22 protein-coding genes are annotated in these 21,576 nt (G+C 58.1%); 11 read left to right on the top strand and 11 right to left on the bottom strand.

What is annotated here, in order from left to right; translation table 11 throughout:
- The first annotated feature begins 107 nt into the window (after positions 1-107).
- The 3 genes from RTE01_RS09540 (at position 108) to dcuR (ending at position 3,614) form a co-directional block, all read left to right on the top strand.
- Positions 108-1,055: an AEC family transporter gene (locus tag RTE01_RS09540; RefSeq protein ID WP_134526715.1), complete on the top strand. Its 948-nt coding sequence runs from the start codon at positions 108-110 to the stop codon at positions 1,053-1,055.
- Between the two features lie 84 nt (positions 1,056-1,139).
- Positions 1,140-2,825 carry an NAD-dependent malic enzyme gene (locus tag RTE01_RS09535; RefSeq protein WP_134526718.1) on the top strand — a complete coding sequence of 562 codons (1,686 nt, stop codon included), beginning with the start codon at positions 1,140-1,142 and terminating at the stop codon, positions 2,823-2,825.
- A 69-nt stretch (positions 2,826-2,894) separates the two neighbouring features.
- Positions 2,895-3,614, top strand: coding sequence for a two-component system response regulator DcuR (dcuR, locus tag RTE01_RS09530; protein WP_134526721.1), 720 nt, complete (start codon positions 2,895-2,897; stop codon positions 3,612-3,614).
- 51 nt (positions 3,615-3,665) lie between these two features.
- On the opposite strand, the gene lpxM is transcribed toward dcuR, so the two are convergent.
- The 3 genes from lpxM to znuA form a co-directional block, all read right to left on the bottom strand.
- A complete protein-coding gene (gene lpxM, locus RTE01_RS09525) occupies positions 3,666-4,640 on the bottom strand; it encodes a lauroyl-Kdo(2)-lipid IV(A) myristoyltransferase (RefSeq protein WP_041146233.1) in 975 nt (324 codons plus the stop codon).
- Positions 4,641-4,768: 128 nt separating this feature from the next.
- Positions 4,769-6,088: a murein DD-endopeptidase MepM gene (gene mepM / locus RTE01_RS09520; RefSeq protein ID WP_141334940.1), complete on the bottom strand. Its 1,320-nt coding sequence runs from the start codon at positions 6,086-6,088 to the stop codon at positions 4,769-4,771.
- 15 nt (positions 6,089-6,103) lie between these two features.
- Entirely contained in the window at positions 6,104-7,048 is a 945-nt protein-coding gene (znuA, locus tag RTE01_RS09515; protein ID WP_041146235.1) for a zinc ABC transporter substrate-binding protein ZnuA, read from the bottom strand.
- A gap of 78 nt (positions 7,049-7,126) precedes the next feature.
- Between znuA and znuC the strand changes: the two genes are divergently transcribed.
- The gene (gene znuC / locus RTE01_RS09510; protein ID WP_041146236.1) at positions 7,127-7,879 is read left to right on the top strand and encodes a zinc ABC transporter ATP-binding protein ZnuC; all 753 of its coding nucleotides are present in this window, start codon (positions 7,127-7,129) and stop codon (positions 7,877-7,879) included.
- Entirely contained in the window at positions 7,879-8,664 is a 786-nt protein-coding gene (gene znuB, locus RTE01_RS09505) for a zinc ABC transporter permease subunit ZnuB (RefSeq protein WP_041146237.1), read from the top strand. The genes znuC and znuB overlap by 1 nt, the downstream gene beginning before the upstream one ends.
- A gap of 60 nt (positions 8,665-8,724) precedes the next feature.
- On the opposite strand, the gene ruvB is transcribed toward znuB, so the two are convergent.
- The 6 genes from ruvB to aspS form a co-directional block, all read right to left on the bottom strand.
- The gene (gene ruvB / locus RTE01_RS09500) at positions 8,725-9,735 is read right to left on the bottom strand and encodes a Holliday junction branch migration DNA helicase RuvB (protein WP_041146238.1); all 1,011 of its coding nucleotides are present in this window, start codon (positions 9,733-9,735) and stop codon (positions 8,725-8,727) included.
- An 8-nt stretch (positions 9,736-9,743) separates the two neighbouring features.
- Positions 9,744-10,355, bottom strand: coding sequence for a Holliday junction branch migration protein RuvA (ruvA, locus tag RTE01_RS09495; RefSeq protein ID WP_041146239.1), 612 nt, complete (start codon positions 10,353-10,355; stop codon positions 9,744-9,746).
- A gap of 80 nt (positions 10,356-10,435) precedes the next feature.
- Positions 10,436-10,957, bottom strand: coding sequence for a crossover junction endodeoxyribonuclease RuvC (gene ruvC / locus RTE01_RS09490; RefSeq protein ID WP_041146240.1), 522 nt, complete (start codon positions 10,955-10,957; stop codon positions 10,436-10,438).
- A gap of 154 nt (positions 10,958-11,111) precedes the next feature.
- A complete protein-coding gene (locus RTE01_RS09485; RefSeq protein ID WP_041146241.1) occupies positions 11,112-11,852 on the bottom strand; it encodes a YebC/PmpR family DNA-binding transcriptional regulator in 741 nt (246 codons plus the stop codon).
- Between the two features lie 61 nt (positions 11,853-11,913).
- Complete coding sequence (gene nudB / locus RTE01_RS09480) at positions 11,914-12,357, bottom strand: dihydroneopterin triphosphate diphosphatase (RefSeq protein ID WP_041146242.1); 444 nt, start codon at positions 12,355-12,357, stop codon at positions 11,914-11,916.
- Position 12,358: 1 nt separating this feature from the next.
- Positions 12,359-14,146: an aspartate--tRNA ligase gene (gene aspS, locus RTE01_RS09475; RefSeq protein WP_076947323.1), complete on the bottom strand. Its 1,788-nt coding sequence runs from the start codon at positions 14,144-14,146 to the stop codon at positions 12,359-12,361.
- Between the two features lie 265 nt (positions 14,147-14,411).
- On the opposite strand from aspS, the gene RTE01_RS09470 reads away from it, so the two are divergent.
- Genes RTE01_RS09470 through cmoB form a run of 5 tightly spaced genes read left to right on the top strand, consistent with a single transcriptional unit; the run spans position 14,412 to position 18,026 of the window.
- Positions 14,412-14,978: a hydrolase gene (locus tag RTE01_RS09470; RefSeq protein ID WP_041146244.1), complete on the top strand. Its 567-nt coding sequence runs from the start codon at positions 14,412-14,414 to the stop codon at positions 14,976-14,978.
- Positions 14,975-15,793 carry a DUF72 domain-containing protein gene (locus tag RTE01_RS09465; protein ID WP_115192379.1) on the top strand — a complete coding sequence of 273 codons (819 nt, stop codon included), beginning with the start codon at positions 14,975-14,977 and terminating at the stop codon, positions 15,791-15,793. The genes RTE01_RS09470 and RTE01_RS09465 overlap by 4 nt, the downstream gene beginning before the upstream one ends.
- A 53-nt stretch (positions 15,794-15,846) precedes the next feature.
- Positions 15,847-16,242 (top strand): MAPEG family protein, encoded by a 396-nt coding sequence (locus tag RTE01_RS09460; protein ID WP_041146246.1) that lies wholly within the window; start codon positions 15,847-15,849, stop codon positions 16,240-16,242.
- Between the two features lie 39 nt (positions 16,243-16,281).
- A complete protein-coding gene (cmoA, locus tag RTE01_RS09455) occupies positions 16,282-17,025 on the top strand; it encodes a carboxy-S-adenosyl-L-methionine synthase CmoA (RefSeq protein WP_115192378.1) in 744 nt (247 codons plus the stop codon).
- Complete coding sequence (gene cmoB, locus RTE01_RS09450) at positions 17,022-18,026, top strand: tRNA 5-methoxyuridine(34)/uridine 5-oxyacetic acid(34) synthase CmoB (RefSeq protein WP_134526724.1); 1,005 nt, start codon at positions 17,022-17,024, stop codon at positions 18,024-18,026. The genes cmoA and cmoB overlap by 4 nt, the downstream gene beginning before the upstream one ends.
- 196 nt (positions 18,027-18,222) lie before the next feature.
- Here cmoB and cutC read toward each other — a convergent pair whose 3' ends face one another.
- Both cutC and RTE01_RS09440 read right to left on the bottom strand, forming a co-directional pair.
- Positions 18,223-18,957, bottom strand: a complete 735-nt coding sequence (cutC, locus tag RTE01_RS09445; protein WP_134526727.1) for a copper homeostasis protein CutC — start codon at positions 18,955-18,957, stop codon at positions 18,223-18,225.
- A 76-nt stretch (positions 18,958-19,033) separates the two neighbouring features.
- A complete protein-coding gene (locus RTE01_RS09440; RefSeq protein WP_041146250.1) occupies positions 19,034-19,603 on the bottom strand; it encodes a VOC family protein in 570 nt (189 codons plus the stop codon).
- Between the two features lie 229 nt (positions 19,604-19,832).
- On the opposite strand from RTE01_RS09440, the gene argS reads away from it, so the two are divergent.
- Positions 19,833-21,566, top strand: a complete 1,734-nt coding sequence (gene argS / locus RTE01_RS09435) for an arginine--tRNA ligase (RefSeq protein WP_041146251.1) — start codon at positions 19,833-19,835, stop codon at positions 21,564-21,566.
- The last annotated feature ends 10 nt before the right edge of the window (positions 21,567-21,576 follow it).

Here is a 21,576-nt window from a genome sequence, read left to right as displayed (position 1 = left end):
AAAGTATTTAAAGAAAACAGACTGTGATTTCTATCACCCTGCGGCATACGAGGGATTGTTAGATTAAAAAAACAGTAGCCGTAGACCATACTTTATCAGGACACCCTATGCCTTCACTATTATTACAATCACTGTTCCCGCTGGTGTTTATCATGCTGCTCGGATGGATCAGCGGCAAGCTCGGCTATACCCGTCGAGAAGATGCCACGGTTTTAGCGACCGTGGTTATTCGCTTCGCCCTGCCCTTTCATCTCTTTATTGGTGCCTTAAACACCAACCCCGATAAAATTAAAAACTTTACTTTTATGGCGGTGCTGGTTATTGGCCTGATGGGCTCTTATTTTCTGACCCTGCTGCTTTCACGCTACGTGTTCCGCCACGATATCAAGACCAGCGCGATCCAGTCCCTGGTCTGCTCGTTCCCCGACATGGCCTATTTTGGCGCGCCGGTGCTGGCGGTGCTTATCGGGCCGGAAGGCTTCCTTGGCGTGCTGATCGGTAATCTCATCACCAGCGTGTTTATGATCCCGCTGACGATTATCCTTATTCGCCTCGGCGATAAAAACGCCGCGCCGCAGGGGTCGGAGCTGAACCCCGTCATGCTGATATGGCAAAACCTGATGAAGGCGGTCAGAAACCCGATTGTCTGGATCCCAATATTAGGCGTCCTGTTAAGCCTTGCCGGAATAAAACTGCCGCACCTTCTGAGCTCCCCGATTGAAATGGTCGGTAAAATTGCCGGCGGCCTCTCCCTGTTTGCCCTCGGCCTGCTATTTTACGGCGAACGCCCGGCGTTTAATCGCCAAATATGTACCAATATTGGAATTAAAAATCTGATCCAACCGGGAATGATGGCGGCGGCCGGGCTGGCTCTGGGCCTGAGCCATAGCCTAATGCAGCAGGTTATTATTATCGGCGCCACCCCATCCGCAATTGCCGCAGGAATGTTTGCCCTGCGCAGCGATACCTATATTGAATCAGCATCCTCATCGATTTTAATCGGCACCGCTCTCGGCGTGGTGACGGAGGGCATAATGATCTATTTAATTTCCTAAATTATGCCCGGCGGTCTCTGCGCTATTACTTAGCTATAAATTTTTGATCGGCATTTTTGCATAATATATATTCAGGAGTAACCCATGTTAAACCAGGACACTATTTACACTCCCTATAACGGCTCCGTATTACTGGAAAACCCGTTACTTAATAAAGGGCTGGCATTTACCGACGGCGAACGCGATGCCTTTGGCCTGCACGGTTTTCTGCCGCAAAAGGTGGAAACGATTGAGGAGCAAACGGCAAGAGCCTGGGAACAGTTTTGTCAGTTTAAACGCGATATTTCACGCCACGTCTATCTGCGCAATATTCAGGATACTAACGAGACCTTGTTTTATAACGTTCTGCGCACGCATATGACCGATACCCTGCCGATCGTCTATACCCCGACGGTCGGCGAGGCCTGTGAACACTTTTCGGAAATTTATCGCCGCGCCAGGGGCCTGTTTATTTCCTGGCCGGACCGCCACCAAATTGATGAGATGCTGCAAAGCTTCTCGCGCAACGATATCCGCGTCATCGTGGTCACCGACGGCGAGCGCATTCTCGGCCTCGGTGACCAGGGCGTTGGCGGGATGGGGATCCCGATTGGCAAACTTTCGCTCTACACCGCCTGCGGCGGTATTCATCCGGCCTCTACCCTGCCGATCATGCTCGACGTTGGCACCAACAACGCGCAGCTGATCGACAATCCGCTCTATATGGGCTGGCGCCACCCGCGCATCGACGACGACAGCTACCTCGAGTTTATGGATATGTTTATTGAAGCGGTGAAGCGCCGCTGGCCTGACGTGCTGCTGCAGTTCGAAGATTTTGCCCAAAAGAACGCCACCCGCCTCCTGCAGCGCTATCGCGATCGGCTGTGCTGCTTCAACGATGATATTCAGGGTACTGCCGCCGTGACAACGGGTACCCTCATCGCGGCCGCCCAGGCGGCCGGCAGCCGCTTATGCGATCAGCGCGTGGTCTTTTTAGGCAGCGGCTCCGCGGGCTGCGGTATCGCGGAAAAGATCGTGGCGATGATGGTCGATGACGGGCTGTCCGAGCACGAGGCCCGCGGCCGGGTATTTATGGTCGATCGCTGCGGCCTGCTGACGGACGCGATCCCCGCGCTGCTCGATTTCCAGCAAAAGCTGGTCACCCCCCGACACAGCATTGCCCACTGGGAGGTCGACACCGGCCCCGTCTCGCTGCTCGACGTTGTGCGCCATGCGCATCCGACGGTACTGATCGGCGTTTCAGGGCAGCCCGGTCTGTTCAGCGAAGAGATTGTCAAAGAGATGCACCGGCACTGCGCCCGCCCGATTATCATGCCGCTCTCGAACCCAACCTCTCGCGCCGAGGCCCAGCCAGCGGATCTGATCGCCTGGACAGAGGGCGCCGCGCTGGTCGCCACCGGCAGCCCCTTTGCCCCGGTGGTTTACGCGGGTAAAACCTACGATATTGCCCAATGCAATAACGCCTATATCTTCCCCGGCCTCGGGCTCGGCGTGCTGGCCGGCAAGGTCGAGCGGATAACGGAAAAGATGCTCACCGCCGCAAGCCGCACCCTGGCCGCTCACTCCCCGCTGGCAGCGGCGGAAAGCGGCGGGCTGCTGCCGCCGGTGGCGGAGATCGAGACGATATCGCGCGCCATTGCCCTGGCTATCGCGAAGGTCGCCCAGCAGGAGGGCGTGGCGCCGCAGCTCAGCGAAGAACAGCTGCTTGCCCGCATCGAACAAACCTACTGGCAGGCGCGCTACACCGCCTATAAACGCTCATCGTTCTGAAAAAACGGGTCCGGCTGGTAATGTGATATCCGGGAGGCAGATAGCCTCCCGGCCTTAAGAGAGGCCTGCGTGATAAATGTCCTTATTATCGATGACGATCCGATGGTCGCTGAGCTAAACCGCCTGTTTCTCAGCCGGCTTAGCGGCTTTTGCTGCTGCGGCATCGCCCCGACCCTCAGTGAAGCGCAGCGCATCATCAGCGAACGGCCGCAGGGCATTGACCTGATCCTGCTCGATGTTTACATGCATAAGGAAAACGGGCTGGACCTGCTGCCAGCGCTGCGCCGGTCGGCGCATGATATTGACGTCATCATGATCACCTCCGCCGCCGACGCGCTCACCGTGCAGAGCGCAATGCGCTACGGGGTGGTGGATTACCTCATCAAGCCCTTCCAGTTCTCCCGCTTTGAAGAGGCGCTGATCGCCTGGAGCCACAAGCGTAGCCAGCGCCACACCACTTCTTGTTACCAGCAGTCGGACATTGACGACCTGCTCAATCACGCTTCGCGGCAGCGCACGGAGAGCCGTCGCCTGCCAAAAGGGCTGACCGCCGAAACGCTGCGCACGGTGTGTCGCTGGATAGGCGCGCATCCTGAAGCCGAGTTTTCAACCAATGAGCTGGCGGCGCAGCTGGATATTTCCCGGGTATCCTGTCGCAAGTATCTGCTCTGGCTGGCGCAGATCGATATTCTACACACCAGCAACCACTACGGCGCCACGGGGAGGCCGGAGTATCGCTATCGGCTGGTTGTGGAACATGACTCACTGCTCAAACAATTTAGCCACTGACGCGCCGGCGTGCAGTGGCTAAATAATCGTTACCTTGAGCGACAGGCGGCGCTATTTTTTCTTCGGAAAGAGCTCTTTGCGCTTATAGGGTTCGATTTCGCCGGGTTTTCGGGTCTTCAGCAGCTTGAGGATCCAGGTGTACTGCTCGGTATGCGGCTTGACGAAAATTTCCACCTCTTCGTTCATCCGCCGGGCAATCGTATTGTCATCGGCCTCCAGCAGGTCGTCCATCGGCGGGCGTACCAGCACCGTCAGACGATGGGTTTTGCCATCATAGACCGGGAACAGCGGAACCACCCGCGCCCGACAGACCTTCATCAGGCGGCCGATAGCCGGCAGCGTGGCTTTGTAGGTGGCAAAGAAATCCACGAACTCGCTGTGCTCGGCGCCGTGATCCTGATCGGGCAGATAGTAGCCCCAGTAGCCCTGACGCACCGACTGGATAAACGGCTTGATGCCGTCATTGCGCGCGTGCATGCGCCCGCCAAAGCGGCGGCGGACGGTATTCCACACGTAATCGAATACCGGATTGCCCTGATTATGGAACATCGCCGCCATTTTTTGTCCGCCGGACGCCATCAGCATGGCCGGGATATCCACGCCCCAGGCGTGCGGCACCAGGAAGATCACCTTCTCGTTATTACGCTGCATCTCGTCGATGATCTCTTTTCCCTGCCAGTCGACGCGGGAAAGAATGCGCTGCGGATCGCGCAGGCCCAGCTCTGCCATCATGACCATCGCCTGAGGCGCAGAGGCGTACATCTCATCAATAATCGCTTCGCGCTCCTGCTCGCTCTTTTCCGGGAAACAGTACAGCAGGTTTATCTGCGCGCGGCGGCGCGAGCTTTTGGCCAGCCTGCCGACAAAGCGCCCCAGCTTACCGAGAACCGGATCGCGGAACGACGGGGGCGTCAGCGCAATCCCCGCAAAGGCAATAACGCCCAGCCACGCGCCCCAGTAGCGCGGGAGTAAAAAGGATTTCTCAAATTTTGGAATAAACTCAATATTATTTTTTTTCGTTTCCATGCCCGATCCGCAAAAATGGTGCTGAATAAAGATAAGGAGATACTTAAGGCTATAGTTTAGCGACACGTTGGGGAAGGTACAAAAGAAAAAGCCGGCGCGCGCTGGCACCGGCTTTTAATAACAGCGCGTTAGTCGAATCGCAGCTGCGGCATGACTTCTTTCACCTGCGCCAGATAATCCGTGCGGTCGGAACCGCTCAGCCCTTCCGTACGCGGTAGTTTCGCCGTCAGCGGGTTGACCGCCTGCTGGTTAATCCATACTTCATAATGCAGATGTGGCCCGGTAGAGCGGCCGGTATTGCCCGACAGCGCAAGGCGGTCACCGCGCTTCACCTTCTGCCCGGGTTTCACCAGCAGCTTACGCAGGTGCATATAGCGGGTGGTGTAGGTACGGCCGTGGCGCACGGCAACGTAGTACCCCGCCGCGCCGCTGCGTTTGGCCACCACCACCTCGCCGTCACCGACGGAAAGTACCGGCGTGCCCTGCGGCATCGCGAAGTCTACGCCGCGGTGTGGCGCGACGCGCCCGGTCACCGGATTGAGGCGACGCGGGTTAAAGTTTGACGATACGCGGAACTGGCGCGCGGTGGGGAAGCGCATAAAGCCCTTCGCCAGGCCGGTACCGTTACGATCGTAGAACTTGCCGTCTTCGGCACGGATGGCGTAGTAATCCTTGCCGTCTGAACGTAAACGCACGCCCAGCAGCTGGCTCTGCTCCCGCTTGCCGTTAAGCATTTCGCGCGACATCAGCACCGAGAACTCGTCGCCCTTTTTCAGCTTGCGGAAGTCCATCTGCCACTGCATGGCTTTAATAACCGCGCTGACTTCGGTACTGGTAAGGCCCGCGTTACGCGCGCTGGAGACGAAGCTGCCGCCAACGGTGCCTTTCAGCACGTTGTTGACCCAGTCCCCTTCCTGCAGCTCGCTGCTCATCTTGAAGCCATTACCCACGCGATTATAGGTGCGGGTTTCGCGACGGGACATTTCCCAGGTCAGGCTTTGCAGATCGCCATCCGCCGTCAGGCTCCATGAGAGCTGTTGGCCAATCTTAAGGTTGCGCAGCTCTTTATCAGCGGTCGATAAAAGGGAGATATCGCCCATTTCGATTCCGTACTGATTGAGGATGCTGCTGAGCGTATCGCCGGTTGATACGACGTACTCATGGCCACCTGAATCGCCGTCGGCCTTATCGTCCAGCTCGTCCTGAGGGATAGCTTCTTCCTCCTGCGCGGCCTGATCGATAGGTTCAGAGGCTTCCGGCAGCAGGGAACGGATTTCGCTTTTTTCCAGCTCAATCGTTCTGACGATAGGGGCTGATTCGTGGTGGTAGATGTACGGCCGCCAGACGGCGACCGCTAAGGTTAGAACGCTCAACGACCCCAGCATTACGCGGTGAGGTCGTGGCAAATTGTTAAATGCCTGAGTGACAGCGCGGGCTATCTGTTGCACGTATTCACTTCCTCGTTAATCTCCTTTCAGGCAGCTCGAATACTGGTTCGCCAGCTGGTTCAGGAACTGCGGATAACTTTCTTTACCCAGCTTAATTCCTGTACCCAGCGGATCGAGGGTTCCCATGCGCACGGAGGTACCTCTGGCAACAGCTTCTATAACGGCTGGCCTGAACTGTGGCTCAGCAAAAACGCAGGTCGCTTTTTGCTCAACCAGCTGTGTTCTGATTTCGTGTAAACGCTGCGCACCAGGCTGAATTTCAGGGTTGACGGTGAAATGACCAAGCGATGTCAGACCGTAGTGTTTTTCAAAGTAGCCGTAGGCGTCATGAAAAACGAAATACCCTTTTCCTTGCAGCGGTGCCAGCTCGTGACTCACCTGTTTATCGGTCGAGGCTAATTTTGCCTCAAACTCCTTCAGGTTAGCGTCAAGTTTGGCTCGACTCTGCGGCATAAGTTCCAATAATTTATCGTGGATTGCAACCGCCGAAAGCCGCGCTATCTCTGGGGATAACCACAGATGCATGTTGTATACGCCGTGATGGTGATCGTCGTCACTTTTTCCACCTGCAGCGTGATCGTGGCCGTCGTGGTCATCGTCGTCATCCGCGCCTTTCATGAGCAGCGGTTTCACGCCGTCAAGCTGGGCGATCGTCACCTTTTTGTTTGGCGCAATGCTTTGCGTTGACTTATCCATAAAGGCTTCCATCTCCGGGCCAATCCACACCACTAAGTCTGCGTTCTGTAAGCGTTTTGCATCTGAAGGGCGCAGAGAATAGTCGTGCTCGGAGGCGCCATCTGGCAGCAGCACCTGGGTGTCGGTGACCCCGTCAGCGATAGCGGAAGCGATAAAGCCAAGAGGTTTCATTGAGGCAACCACGGCGGCATTCGCCGCGGAGGTCTGGGTGAACAAAAAAACGGCGCTAAGTCCAGCGCAAAGAAGCGTATTTTTATGTAACATAATGCGTCTAATCGTCGTAATGAATGAGAAAGATGTGATATTATAACATTCACTAGCTTGTGCAACCCTTAATTTGACATGACAAATCTTGTAACTTTGCAAAACGTCTCGGTGGCCTTCGGCCAGCGACGCGTGCTGTCTGACATTTCGCTCACGCTTAAGCCAGGCAAAATTTTGACCTTACTCGGCCCGAACGGCGCCGGTAAATCCACGCTTGTACGGGTCGTTCTCGGACTGGTAGCACCAACTGACGGTGTTATCAAACGAGAGGGAAAGCTGCGCATTGGCTATGTTCCACAAAAATTACACCTCGATGCCACGATGCCGCTCACCGTCAGCCGCTTTTTACGCCTGCGTCCGCAGACGCGTAAGCAGGATATTCTGCCGGCGCTGAAGCGTGTCCAGGCCGGACATCTTATCGATGCCCCGATGCAGAAACTCTCCGGAGGCGAAACGCAGCGCGTGCTGCTCGCGCGGGCGCTGTTAAATCAGCCGCAGCTGCTGGTGCTTGATGAGCCGACGCAGGGCGTCGACGTCAACGGCCAGGTGGCGCTGTATGACCTGATCAACCAGCTGCGCCAGGAGCTTAACTGCTCGGTGCTGATGGTCTCCCACGACCTGCACCTGGTGATGGCGAAAACCGATGAAGTGTTGTGCCTGAATCAGCATATCTGCTGCTCCGGCACGCCGGAAGTGGTCTCGATGCACCCGCAGTTTATCTCGATGTTCGGCCAGCGCGGCGCGGAACAGCTGGGTATTTATCGTCACCATCATAATCACCGCCACGACCTGCAGGGGCGGATTGTACTGCGTCGGGGAAATGACCGCTGATGATTGAACTACTGTTACCCGGCTGGCTGGCCGGGGTGATGCTCGCCTGCGCCGCCGGCCCGCTGGGCTCGTTTGTTGTCTGGCGCCGGATGTCCTATTTTGGCGATACCCTCGCCCACGCCTCGCTGCTCGGCGTCGCTTTTGGCCTGCTGCTCAACGTCAACCCCTTCTACGCCGTTATCGCCATCACGCTGCTGCTGGCGGCAGGGCTGGTATGGCTGGAGAAGCGCCCTCACCTCGCCATTGATACGCTGCTGGGGATTATGGCCCACAGCGCGCTGTCGCTGGGCCTGGTGGTGGTCAGCCTGATGTCGAACGTCCGCGTCGACCTGATGGCCTACCTGTTTGGCGATCTGCTGGCGGTAACGCCGGAGGACCTGATCTCAATCGCCATTGGTGTGGCAATTGTGCTGGCCATTTTGCTCTGGCAGTGGCGCAACCTGCTGTCGATGACGATCAGTCCCGACCTGGCGTTTGTTGACGGCGTGAAGCTGCAGCGGGTGAAGCTGCTGCTGATGCTGGTCACCGCCCTGACTATCGGCGTGGCGATGAAGTTTGTCGGGGCGCTGATCATTACCTCGCTGCTGATCATCCCCGCCGCCACGGCGCGCCGCTTTGCGCGTACGCCGGAGCAGATGGCGGCTATCGCGGTTGGCATCGGGGCGATCGCGGTAACCGGTGGACTGACCTTCTCGGCGTTCTACGACACGCCGGCCGGCCCGTCGGTGGTGCTGTGCGCTGCGGTGCTGTTTATCTTCAGCATGATGAAGAAAGCGGCCGCCTGAGCACTCTGACTCTTCTTCCGGTAGCGCTGCGCTGAGCAGGGCTACCGGCTCAGCGCCTGGTTAGGGCATTTCCGGCGGCTTGATGCCGAAGTGGTTCCAGGCGCGGACCGTCGCCATGCGCCCCCGCGGCGTTCGCTGCAGGAAGCCCTGCTGGATAAGATACGGCTCCAGCACGTCTTCAATGGTTTCACGCTCTTCGCCAATGGCCGCCGCCAGGTTATCCAGGCCGACCGGGCCACCAAAGAATTTATCGATCACCGCCAGCAGCAGCTTGCGGTCCATATAATCAAATCCTTCGGCGTCAACGTTAAGCATATCCAGCGCCTGGGCGGCGATGTCGAGAGAGATGCTGCCGTCATGGCGCACTTCCGCGAAGTCGCGCACCCGCCGCAGCAGGCGGTTGGCAATACGCGGGGTACCACGCGCGCGACGCGCCACTTCCAGCGCGCCCTCTTCGCTCATCTCCAGCCCCATAAAGCGGGCGCTGCGGCTCACAATGTGCTGCAGATCGGCAATCTGATAAAACTCCAGCCGCTGGACGATGCCGAAGCGGTCGCGCAGCGGCGAGGTTAACGAACCGGCCCGCGTGGTCGCGCCAATCAGGGTGAACGGCGGCAGATCGATTTTTATCGAACGCGCCGCGGGCCCTTCCCCAATCATGATATCCAGCTGGTAGTCCTCCATCGCCGGATAGAGCACCTCTTCCACCACCGGCGACAGGCGGTGAATTTCATCGATAAACAGCACGTCGTGGGGTTCAAGGTTGGTCAGCATCGCCGCCAGGTCACCGGCTTTTTCCAGCACCGGCCCGGAGGTGGTGCGCAGGTTGACGCCCATCTCATTGGCGACGATGTTGGCCAGCGTCGTTTTTCCCAGCCCCGGCGGGCCAAAGATCAGCAGATGGTCGAGCGCGTCTCCGCGCAGCTTGGCCGCCTGGATAAAGATCTCCATTTGCGAGCGCACCTGCGGCTGGCCCACGTACTCTGCCAGTAGTTTAGGGCGGATTGCGCGATCGACCGTCTCTTCAAACCCGGTGCTGTCTGCCGATACCAGCCTGTCTGCTTCAATCATCCCTTACCTCACAACGCGGCGCGCAGCGCTTCGCGGATTAGCGTTTCACTGTTGGCATCCGGACGGGCGATTTTACTCACCATTCGGCTGGCCTCCTGAGGTTTATAGCCCAGCGCCACCAGGGCGGCAACCGCTTCCTGCTCGGCATCATCGCTGGACGGGCCGGAGGGCGATGTCAGCACCAGGTCGTCGGCCGGGGTAAACAGATCGCCGTGTAATCCCTTGAAGCGGTCCTTCATTTCGACGATCAGGCGATCGGCGGTTTTCTTACCAATCCCCGGAAGCTTAACCAGCGCCGCGGCCTCTTCGCGCTCGACGGCGTTAACGAACTGCTGCGCCGACATGCCGGAAAGGATCGCCAGCGCCAGCTTCGGCCCTACGCCGTTGGTCTTAACCAGCTCGCGGAACAGCGTACGCTCCTGTTTGTTATTAAAACCAAACAGCAGCTGCGCGTCTTCGCGAACCACAAAATGGGTAAATACGACCGCCTCTTTGCCCACTTCCGGCAGTTCGTAAAAGCAGGTCATAGGCATATGCACTTCATAGCCAACGCCTCCCGTTTCCAGTAATACCAGCGGGGGTTGTTTTTCGAGAACGATGCCTCTGAGTCTGCCTATCACATGCTGCTCCTGCGTTAAGGGCTAAAGTATCTGCCGGTATCATAAAAAAAGGCTGGATAAATATCCAGCCTGATTTGACGTTATCGCAAGCGTCCGCGCGCCAGGTTTAGCCGACTATCGCCTATCTGCGTCGCGTTCTGACTCACGTGGCAGTGGGTAATCGCAATGGCCAACGCATCCGCCGCATCCGCCTGCGGGTTAGCCGCCAGCTTCAGCAGGGTGCGCACCATATGCTGCACCTGGCTTTTTTCCGCGCTGCCGATGCCGACCACGGTTTGCTTGACCTGCCTCGCGGCGTACTCAAAGACCGGAAGATCCTGATTGGTCGCCGCGACGATAGCCACCCCGCGCGCCTGCCCCAGCTTCAGCGCCGAGTCGGCGTTTTTCGCCATAAACACCTGTTCAATCGCGAAATAGTCCGGCTGAAACTGGGTGATAATTTCCGTCACGCCCGCGTAGATCAGCTTCAGCCGCGACGGCAGATCATCCACCTTAGTGCGAATGCATCCGCTGCCAAGATAGCTTAACTGCCGCCCGACCTGGCGGATAACGCCATAGCCGGTAATGCGCGAACCCGGGTCAATACCGAGAATAATAGCCATCACGCATCTCCGGTAATCACTAAGCCCTGAGACCCTAAATATTTCAGTTCACAGCCAGGCGGCCACTCAGCGCATCCCCGGGAGCGTAGATTCACTACGTAACCGGGGTAAGCGAGGAGAGCCAACGCCGCTGTGGGCTGAAAGATTACGGGAATCACAGCGTTGCGGCGACCTCATCAGAGATCTCGCCGTTATGATAAACTTCCTGCACGTCGTCGCAATCTTCCAGCATATCGATCAGACGCAGCAGCTTCGGCGCGGTCTCCGCATCCATATCGGCTTTCGTCGACGGGATCATGGAGACTTCGGCCGCGTCAGCTTTCAGGCCAGCCGCTTCCAGCGCGTCGCGTACGGCGCCCATCTCTTCCCACGCGGTGTAGACGTCAATCGCGCCGTCGTCATAGGTCACAACGTCTTCCGCACCCGCTTCCAGAGCCGCTTCCATAATCACGTCTTCGTCGCCAGCTTCGAAGGAGATCACCCCTTTTTTGCTGAACAGATAGGCCACCGAGCCGTCGGTGCCGAGGTTACCGCCGGTTTTGGTGAAGGCGTGACGCACTTCGGCAACGGTACGGTTACGGTTGTCGCTCAGGCACTCAACCATCACCGCCGTGCCGCCTGGGCCGTAACCTTCATAAATGATGGTTTCCATGTTCGCGTCATCATCGCCGCCTACGCCACGGGCGATAGCGCGGTTCAGGGTATCGCGGGTCATGTTGTTGGACAGCGCTTTATCAATCGCTGCGCGCAGACGCGGGTTAGAAGCCGCATCGCCGCCGCCTAAACGCGCGGCGGTGACCAGCTCGCGAATAATTTTAGTGAAGATCTTACCGCGTTTGGCATCCTGTGCCGCTTTGCGGTGCTTGGTGTTGGCCCACTTACTATGACCTGCCATAAAAAACTCTCCAAAAATGCCGTTTTCCCGAAGCCTTCTGACCAGCAGGAGGCGGGGAATATTAGTTGGCGTTAATTACAAATTCTTCAATCGCCTGCCGGTTACTCCACGACTTGGTCAACGCGGCGGCTTCCGTCGCGGCAACCCAGCGGTAATCCAGATGTTCGGTAAACACAATCTGGCGTTCATGAGGGAGCGCAAGGCGGAACCAAAATTCCGTATTGCGCTCAACGCCCGGCGCATAGCGATGACGTAAATGAGAAAAGATCTCGAACTCCACCGTACGCTGACAGTCAATTAAGGCCAGATGCTCATCGGCAACATCTATTGCGACCTCTTCCTTTACTTCGCGCGCGGCGGCTTGCAGCGCGGTTTCCCCCTCTTCCAGGCTGCCGGTTACCGACTGCCAGAAAGCGGAATCATCGCGCCGCTGCAGCATCAGCACCCGCTTTGTATCTTCGGCATAAATCACCACCAGTACAGAAACGGGGAGCTTGAATGACATCTTACTTATTCTCCGCAGACTCTTTTGTCTCTTTCGCCACAACCTGAATACCTAATTCACCCAGCGAGGTCGGATTGGCGAAGCTCGGTGCTTCGGTCATCAGACAGGCGGCGGCGGTTGTTTTCGGGAAAGCGATAACGTCGCGGATGTTATCGGTGCCGGTCAGCAGCATCGTCAGACGGTCAAGGCCGAATGCGAGGCCCGCGTGCGGCGGCGTACCGTATTTCAACGCATCCAGCAGGAAGCCAAACTTCTCACGCTGCTCCTGCTCGTTGATCCCGAGGATGCCGAACACGGTCTGCTGCATTTCACCGCTGTGAATACGCACCGAGCCGCCGCCGACTTCGTAACCGTTAATGACCATATCGTAGGCGTTGGCAATCGCCGTTTCCGGCGCGGCTTTCAGCTCGTCCGCGGTCATATCGCGCGGAGAGGTGAACGGGTGGTGCATCGCGGTCAGGCCGCCTTCGCCATCGTCTTCAAACATCGGGAAGTCGATAACCCACAGCGGCGCCCACTTGGTTTCGTCGGTGATGCTTAAGTCTTTACCCAGCTTCAGGCGCAGCGCGCCCAGGGCATCGGCAACCACTTTCTTATTATCAGCGCCGAAGAAAATCATATCGCCGTCCTGGGCTGCGGTGCGCTCAAGAATAGCTTCGACGATTTCCGCGTTGAGGAATTTAGCAACCGGGCTGTTGATGCCTTCGAGGCCTTTTGCGCGCTCGTTGACCTTCATATACGCCAGGCCTTTGGCGCCGTATATCTGCACGAACTTGCCGTACTCATCGATTTGCTTACGGGTCAGCGCCGCGCCGCCCGGCACGCGCAGTGCGGCAACGCGACCTTTGGCATCATTTGCCGGGCCGGAGAAGACGGCAAATTCAACCGCTTTCACCAGGTCAGCAATATCCACCAGCTCCAGCGGGTTGCGCAGGTCCGGCTTATCGGAACCGTAGCGACGCTCGGCCTCGGCAAAGGTCATGATCGGGAACTCGCCCAGATCCACGCCCTTCACGTTCAGCCAAAGCTCGTGAACCAGCGCTTCCATCACTTCGCGCACCTGCGGTGCGGTCATGAAGGAGGTTTCCACGTCGATCTGGGTGAATTCCGGCTGGCGGTCGGCGCGCAGGTCTTCATCACGGAAGCATTTCACGATCTGATAGTAGCGGTCGAAGCCGGACATCATCAGCAGCTGTTTGAAGAGCTGAGGAGACTGCGGCAGCGCGTAGAACTTGCCTTTATGAACGCGGCTCGGAACCAGATAGTCGCGCGCGCCTTCCGGCGTGGCCTTGGTCAGCATCGGGGTTTCGATATCGAGGAAACCGTGCTCGTCCATAAAACGACGGACCAGGCTGGTGATTTTTGCCCGCGTTTTCAGACGCTGGGCCATTTCCGGACGACGCAGATCCAGATAGCGGTATTTCAGTCGCGCTTCTTCGGTGTTGACGTGGTTAGAATCCAGCGGCAGCGCTTCTGAGCGGTTGATGATGGTCAGATCGGAAGCCAGCACTTCGATGGCGCCGGTGGCCATATCGCTGTTGACGTTTTTTTCGTCACGCGCACGCACGGTGCCCGTCACCTGGATACAGAACTCATTACGCAGTTCGGAGGCCAGCTTTAATGCATCCGCACGTTCCGGATCGAAAAACACCTGTACGATGCCTTCGCGGTCACGCATATCAATGAAGATAAGGCTACCAAGATCACGACGACGGTTGACCCAACCACACAGAGTCACCTGCTGCCCCACGTGGGACAGACGCAGCTGCCCGCAATATTCTGTACGCATGAGATATCCCTTAACTTAGCCACTGGCGGATTGTTGCCTGCTCTGCAGGCCACGAAGTTGCGGCTTTAGCTGAATGTCACAACTGAATGAAAAAAGGCGGCTATTATACTGGAAATTCTGCCGCACGATAAGCCCGACGCAGTTTGTACGTTGCTTTGCTGCGCGCTTATTGGCTACGCTCACAAAAATTAACAAAATTTGTTACCCTGGAGCGTGAATGGCAACGGTATTGTAACGGCCAAACTACAGAAGATACGGGGATACTATGCCAGAACTCAATGCGAAAAAAACGGCGCTTGTGGTCATCGACCTGCAGGAAGGCATTTTGCCGTTCGCCGGCGGCCCACACCGCGCCGATGAAGTGGTCGCTCGCGCCGCTCGTCTGGCGGAGAAATGCCGTCAGCAGGGCTCGCCGGTCATCATGGTCCGCGTCGGCTGGTCTGCCGACTTTGGCGAAGCGCTAAAACAGCCGGTTGATGCGCAGACAGGGGCGCATGCGCTGCCGGATAACTGGTGGACCTGGCCGCTTGCGCTGGGCAAACAGGATAGCGATATCGAAGTCACCAAGCGCCAGTGGGGCGCCTTTTACGGCACCGACCTCGAACTGCAGCTGCGCCGCCGCGGTATCGACACCATTATTCTGTGCGGTATCTCAACCAATATTGGCGTTGAATCTACCGCGCGCAACGCCTGGGAGCTGGGCTTCAATCTGCTGATCGCCGAGGACGCCTGCAGCGCGGCCTCCGCCGAGCAGCACCAGGGCAGCATGACGAATATCTTCCCGCGCATTGCCCGCGTGCGCAGCACTGAGGACATTCTCGCCGCGCTATGATCTATATCGGGCTCCCGCAATGGTCGCATCCGAAATGGGCGCGCCTTGGCATAACCAGTCTGGAACAGTACGCTCAGCACTTTAACTGCGTAGAGGGGAATACGACCCTCTACGCGTTGCCTAAAGCCGAGATAGTGGCCCGCTGGTTCGAGCAAACCCACGACGACTTCCGCTTCTGCTTTAAGTTTCCGGCCACCATTTCTCATCAGGCGGCGCTGCGCAACTGCGGCGATTTAAGCCGTGAGTTTTTTACCCGGCTCGCGCCGCTGGAAACGCGTATCGGCCAGTACTGGCTGCAGCTGCCTGCGACCTTCGGTCCGCGCGACCTCCCCGCCCTGTGGCAGTTTCTCGACGCGCTGCCCGACGGCTTCACCTACGGCGTAGAGGTACGGCATCCGGCCTTTTTTGCCAAGGGTGACGACGAGCAGCAGCTCAACCGTGGGCTGCACCAGCGCGCCGTTAACCGGGTGATCCTCGATAGCCGTCCGGTGCACAGCGTTACCGCCCGCAGCCCGGCCGCGCTCGACGCGCAGCGTAAAAAGCCCCGGCTCCCGGTCCACGCGGTGGTCACCGCGCATCATCCGCTGGTTCGCTTCATCGGCAGCGACGATATGGCGCAGAACCACGAGCTGTTTCGCATCTGGCTGCAGACGCTGCCGAAGTGGAGCCAATCGACCACGCCCTACCTGTTCCTGCATACGCCGGATATCGCCCACGCGCCTGCGCTGGTCGACACCCTGTGGGCCGATTTACGCGCGGTGCTGCCCGACGTCGGCCCGGCACCGTCAATTCCTCAGCAGACCTCTCTTTTCTGATATCCTGCTATGATAGTCGGAGCCATCTGACACAGTGAAAGGGAGTTTTTTGTATGGTCAGCGCGCTGTATGCCGTCCTGGGTGCGTTATTGTTAATCAAGTTTTCTTTTGACGTCGTACGCCTGCGCACGCAGTACCACGTCGGATACGGCGACGGCGGCTTTAGCGAGCTACAGGTCGCTATCCGCGTGCACGGCAATGCGGTTGAATATCTGCCGATCGGGCTTATCCTGCTGCTGTTTGTCGAGATGAACGGCGCGCAAAACTGGATGGTGCATCTCGGCGGTATCCTGCTCATCGCCGGCCGGCTGATGCACTCTTACGGTTTCCATCACCGGCTCTACAGCTGGCGTCGTTCCGGCATGAGCGCCACCTGGTGCGCGCTGGTGCTGATGGTGCTCGCTAACCTGTGGTATATGCCCTGGGAGTTGGTTTTCTCCTTACATTAGCGCACAATACGCCGTTTTCGTTTTTTCGGGTTTAACCTTATGTCTCACCGCGATACCCTTTTTTCCGCGCCGATCGCCAGCCTCGGCGACTGGACCTTTGATGAACGGGTTGCTGAAGTCTTCCCGGATATGATCCAGCGCTCCGTTCCTGGCTACTCCAACATTATTTCGATGATTGGCATGCTGGCCGAGCGTTTTGTGCAGCCTGATACCCAGGTCTACGATCTCGGCTGCTCCCTTGGCGCTGCCACGCTCTCGATACGGCGTAATATTTCCCACGCCGGCTGCCGGATTGTGGCCGTGGATAACTCCCCGGCGATGGTTGAGCGCTGCCGTCGCCATATCGACGCCTACAAGGCGCCGACGCCGGTTGAGGTGGTGGAAGGCGATATTCGCCACGTCTCCATCGAAAACGCCTCAATGGTGGTGCTCAATTTCACCATTCAGTTCCTTGAGCCCGACGAACGCCAGGCGATTCTGGATAAGGTCTATCAGGGGCTGAACCCGGGCGGCGCGCTGGTGCTGTCGGAAAAATTCAGCTTTGAAGACGCCAGCGTCGGCGAACTGCTGTTTAACATGCATCACGACTTTAAGCGCGCCAACGGCTACAGCGAGCTGGAAATCAGCCAGAAGCGCAGCATGCTGGAAAACGTTATGCTCACCGATTCGGTAGAAACCCATAAAGCACGGCTGCGCAAGGCCGGATTCGAACACGCCGAACTGTGGTTCCAGTGCTTTAACTTTGGCTCGCTGGTGGCGGTGAAGTCCGGGGAAACAGCATGATCGATTTCAGCAATCTTTATCAGCGTATCGCCAAAGGTCCGCTATCCCACTGGCTGGAGACGCTGCCCGCTCAGGTTGCCGCCTGGCAGCGCGAGGCCCTGCACGGTAAGTACCGTGAATGGGAGCGGGCCGTTGAGTTTCTCCCCGAGCTTTCGCCCTATCGTCTCGACCTGCTGCACAGCGTGACCGCAGAAAGCGAAGTCCCCCTGAGCGAAGGCCATCGGCTGCGGATTGAAAACCTGCTGCGCAACCTGATGCCGTGGCGCAAAGGCCCGTGGTCGCTGTATGGCGTGGATATCGACACCGAATGGCGTTCGGACTGGAAGTGGGATCGCGTTCTGCCGCATCTTTCCGATTTGACCGGCCGGACGATCCTCGACGTCGGCTGCGGCAGCGGCTATCACATGTGGCGGATGATCGGCGCAGGCGCTCATCTGGCGGTGGGTATCGACCCTACGCAGCTGTTTTTATGCCAGTTTGAAGCGGTGCGCAAGCTGCTGGGCAACGACCAGCGCGCCCATCTGCTGCCGCTGGGCATTGAGCAGCTGCCGGCGCTGAACGCCTTTGATACCGTATTTTCAATGGGCGTGCTGTACCATCGCCGCTCCCCACTCGACCATCTGTGGCAGCTCAAAGATCAGCTGGTTGAAGGCGGCGAGCTGGTGCTGGAGACGCTGGTTGTTGAAGGTGACGAAAATACCGTGCTGGTACCGGGCGATCGCTACGCGCAGATGCGCAACGTCTACTTTATTCCTTCGGCGGCTGCGCTGAAAATGTGGCTGGAAAAATGCGGTTTTGTCGACGTGCGGATCGTTGACGTCTGCGTGACCAGTACCGAAGAGCAGCGCCGCACCGAATGGATGACCACCGAATCGCTGGCGGATTTCCTCGATCCGAACGACAGCAGCAAAACCCTCGAAGGCTATCCCGCACCGCTGCGCGCGGTGATTATCGCCACCAGGCCTGAAACCCAGCAGTCGCTGGCAAAAAAAGCGCGCTAACGCCGCCCGGGCATCGCGCCCCGGCGATCGGTCGCGAAATTTTGCATAAAAAAAGGCCCCTGTTGAAATTGCAGGGGCCTGGTACGGGCAATCATCATATTGGGCGACATGATGTGCAGCAAAAAACGGTTTTCTCTCTCTGCCCGCAGCCGTTGTGCTGACCAGCCCGCAGGCTGCGCGCAAACAACGCGGGCACTCAGGCGGAAATAATGCTCTTCATTTCCGCCACCGCTGCGCCGTTAACGGCATAGCGTGAATATTCATCTGCTTCGGCATCCGTAGACATCGACAGCCTGGAATTACGAAAGCGCATCGGCGAAGGCAGCCACTGGCCGGCGGAGCTGTGCACTTCTTTTACGCCGGCTTCGAGGAACTGAGACAGGTTTGCTGCTCGCACCCCTGCTCCGGCCATAATGATTGGAGTATCGCCCAGGGCAATAAGTTCCAAAATTAATGAAATACCTTTTTCTGCGCTCGCCTGCTGACCGGATGTTAGGATCCGCGCAACGCCTAATTCAGCCAGGGCAGCGTAGGCCTGATGCGGGTTTGCGCACATATCGAAAGCCCGGTGGAAGGTAACCGACAGCGGTCCCGCCGCGGCCATAATTTTACGCATCCGCGCGGTATCAACCCGGCCGTCGGCGTCCAGAACGCCAATCACGAGGCCCGGAAAACCCAGTTCTCGAACCGTCGCCACGTCGTCGAGCATCGCCGCAAACTCGCCCTCGGTATAGCAAAAATCACCGCCGCGCGGGCGAATAATCGGATGCACCGGGATAGTCAGGGTCCTGCGGGCCGTTTTGAGCACGCCCAGCGACGGCGTTAGCCCTCCCTCCTGCGGCGCGGCGCACAGTTCGATGCGATCTGCACCGCGTCGCTGCGCCTCTTCGGCGCACTCCGTGCTGTAACAGCATACTTCCAGTAGCGTCATTCCATTCTCCATTCACGCCGCGGGCAACACAGCATGTCACGATTTTTCGGTTCAGAAACCGCGTAGCTTCACACTGTTACGCATCCGTTTTTTCACTAGCGATAATTTGCTCGATGGACCACGGGTGAAACTTGATCGTCACGCTCCCGTCCGTCACCGCCAGCGTCGGATTTGCCAGGCGTTCGTGCTGCCCTTTCGGCGAGCTGGTTTTGACGAATATCCCCGGCTGGCTGAGGCCGTCGTCGGAGAGCAGCGCCAGCGCGCGGGCATTAAGCGTTTCCGGCTCGCCGGCGAGCACAATCTCAACGTGCTCCCAGCCCTCGTGCGGGTAGCGCTTTTCCCCGGGCCACGGCAGCTCAACCACGCTAAAGCGCCAGTGCGCCACGATCACAGGTTCATCCAGCTTAAACAGGCAGATAGGCCGACCGTTAATGGTGTTTTCTGAGAGCAGCGTGCCGCACTGCTCAAGCCCGAGCCGCCAGCGCGCCGCGGTTGTATTCTGATGACAGCGCAGAGAGATGTGGTCCGCAGACAGGGGCGCAATATCCAGCCCGAGCCGCGCGGCCAGCTGGCCTAACGCCTCGGTGAAGCGCGGCAGATCCGCGGTAATATCCTGAAGTTCATCAATTTGCTGCCAGTTCGCCATTCTTGACCTCGACGCTCGCTAAAGGGGCTAATTTATCGCGTTTCCCGGCGGCGACCAACCTGCAATCTTCTTTATCCTGTCCGCGCTGGTTATTCGTTAAGCACGCCGCCCGGCAACGCGCGCGCAGGGCTGACGCAGGGGTGCAAATGCAGTATACTCCTGCCCTAATTTGTCCACATTCCGGCGCCACCCAGCAGGGGTTACGGCGCCTTAAAAGTAAGGTATTCCGGTGAATATTCAGGCTCTTCTCTCAGAAAAAGTCAGCCACGCCCTGATCGCGGCAGGCGCCCCTGCCGATTGCGAACCGCAGGTCCGCCAGTCAGCAAAAATCCAGTTCGGTGACTATCAGGCCAACGGCGTGATGGCAGTCGCTAAAAAACTGGGTATGGCACCGCGACAACTGGCAGAGCAGGTGCTGTCTCATCTCGATCTGAACGGCATTGCCAACAAGGTCGAAATCGCCGGGCCTGGCTTCATCAATATTTTCCTCGACCCGGCGTTTTTAGCCGCCAACGTTAGCCAGGCGCTGTCCGCAGAGCGCCTTGGCGTTGCCCAGCCGCAGGCGCAGACTATCGTCGTCGACTATTCAGCACCTAACGTGGCAAAAGAGATGCACGTCGGCCACCTGCGCTCCACCATCATTGGTGACGCCGCGGTTCGTACCCTCGAGTTCCTCGGCCACAAGGTGATTCGCGCTAACCACGTCGGCGACTGGGGCACCCAGTTTGGGATGCTGATCGCCTGGCTCGAAAAGCAGCAGCAGGAAAATGCCGGCGAAATGGCGCTGGCGGACCTCGAAGGCTTTTACCGTGAAGCGAAAAAGCACTACGACGAAGACGAAGCCTTCGCCGAGCGCGCGCGCAGCTACGTGGTTAAACTGCAGGGCGGCGACGAGTACTTCCGCCAGATGTGGCGCCAGCTGGTCGACATTACCATGTCGCAAAACCAGATTACCTATGACCGCCTGAACGTGACCCTGACTCGCGACGACGTAATGGGTGAAAGCCTGTACAACCCGATGCTGCCGGGTATCGTTGCCGATCTGAAAGCACAGGGCCTGGCCGTTGAGAGCGAAGGCGCCACCGTAGTATTCCTTGATGAGTACAAAAACAAGGAAGGCGAACCGATGGGCGTTATCATCCAGAAAAAGGATGGCGGCTATCTCTACACCACCACCGATATCGCCTGCGCAAAATACCGTTACGAAACCCTGCACGCCGATCGCGTGCTCTACTACATCGATTCCCGCCAGCACCAGCACCTGATGCAGGCGTGGACCATCGTGCGTAAAGCGGGCTACGTGCCGGGTTCCGTCCCGCTGGAGCACCATATGTTTGGCATGATGCTCGGTAAAGACGGTAAGCCGTTTAAAACCCGCGCCGGCGGTACCGTGAAGCTTGCCGACCTGCTGGACGAAGCGCTGGAACGCGCGCGTCGCCTGGTTGCCGAGAAAAACCCGGATATGCCTGCCGACGAGCTGGAGAAGCTGGCTAACGCGGTCGGTATCGGGGCGGTAAAATATGCGGATCTGTCCAAGAACCGTACCACCGACTACATCTTCGACTGGGACAACATGCTGGCGTTTGAAGGCAACACCGCGCCTTACATGCAGTATGCCTATACCCGCGTGCTGTCGGTGTTCCGTAAAGCGGAGATTGACGAGCGCGCGCTGGCCGCGGCGCCGGTCATCATCACCGAAGATCGCGAAGCGCAGCTGGCCGCACGTCTGCTGCAGTTTGAAGAGACGCTGACCGTCGTTGCGCGCGAAGGGACCCCGCACGTCATGTGCGCCTACCTGTACGATCTGGCCGGCCTGTTCTCCGGCTTCTACGAGCACTGCCCGATCCTCTCCGCGGAGAGCGAAGAGACGCGCAACAGCCGCCTGAAGCTGGCGCAGCTGACCGCCAAAACCCTGAAGACCGGTCTGGATACCTTAGGTATTGAAACCGTCGAGCGGATGTAATACCGCTCTG

The organism is Klebsiella terrigena (assembly GCF_006539725.1).
GTDB lineage: Bacteria > Pseudomonadota > Gammaproteobacteria > Enterobacterales > Enterobacteriaceae > Klebsiella > Klebsiella terrigena.
The sequence above is the reverse complement of the archived record's forward strand: the minus strand, read 5'-3'. Positions and strand labels throughout refer to the sequence as shown.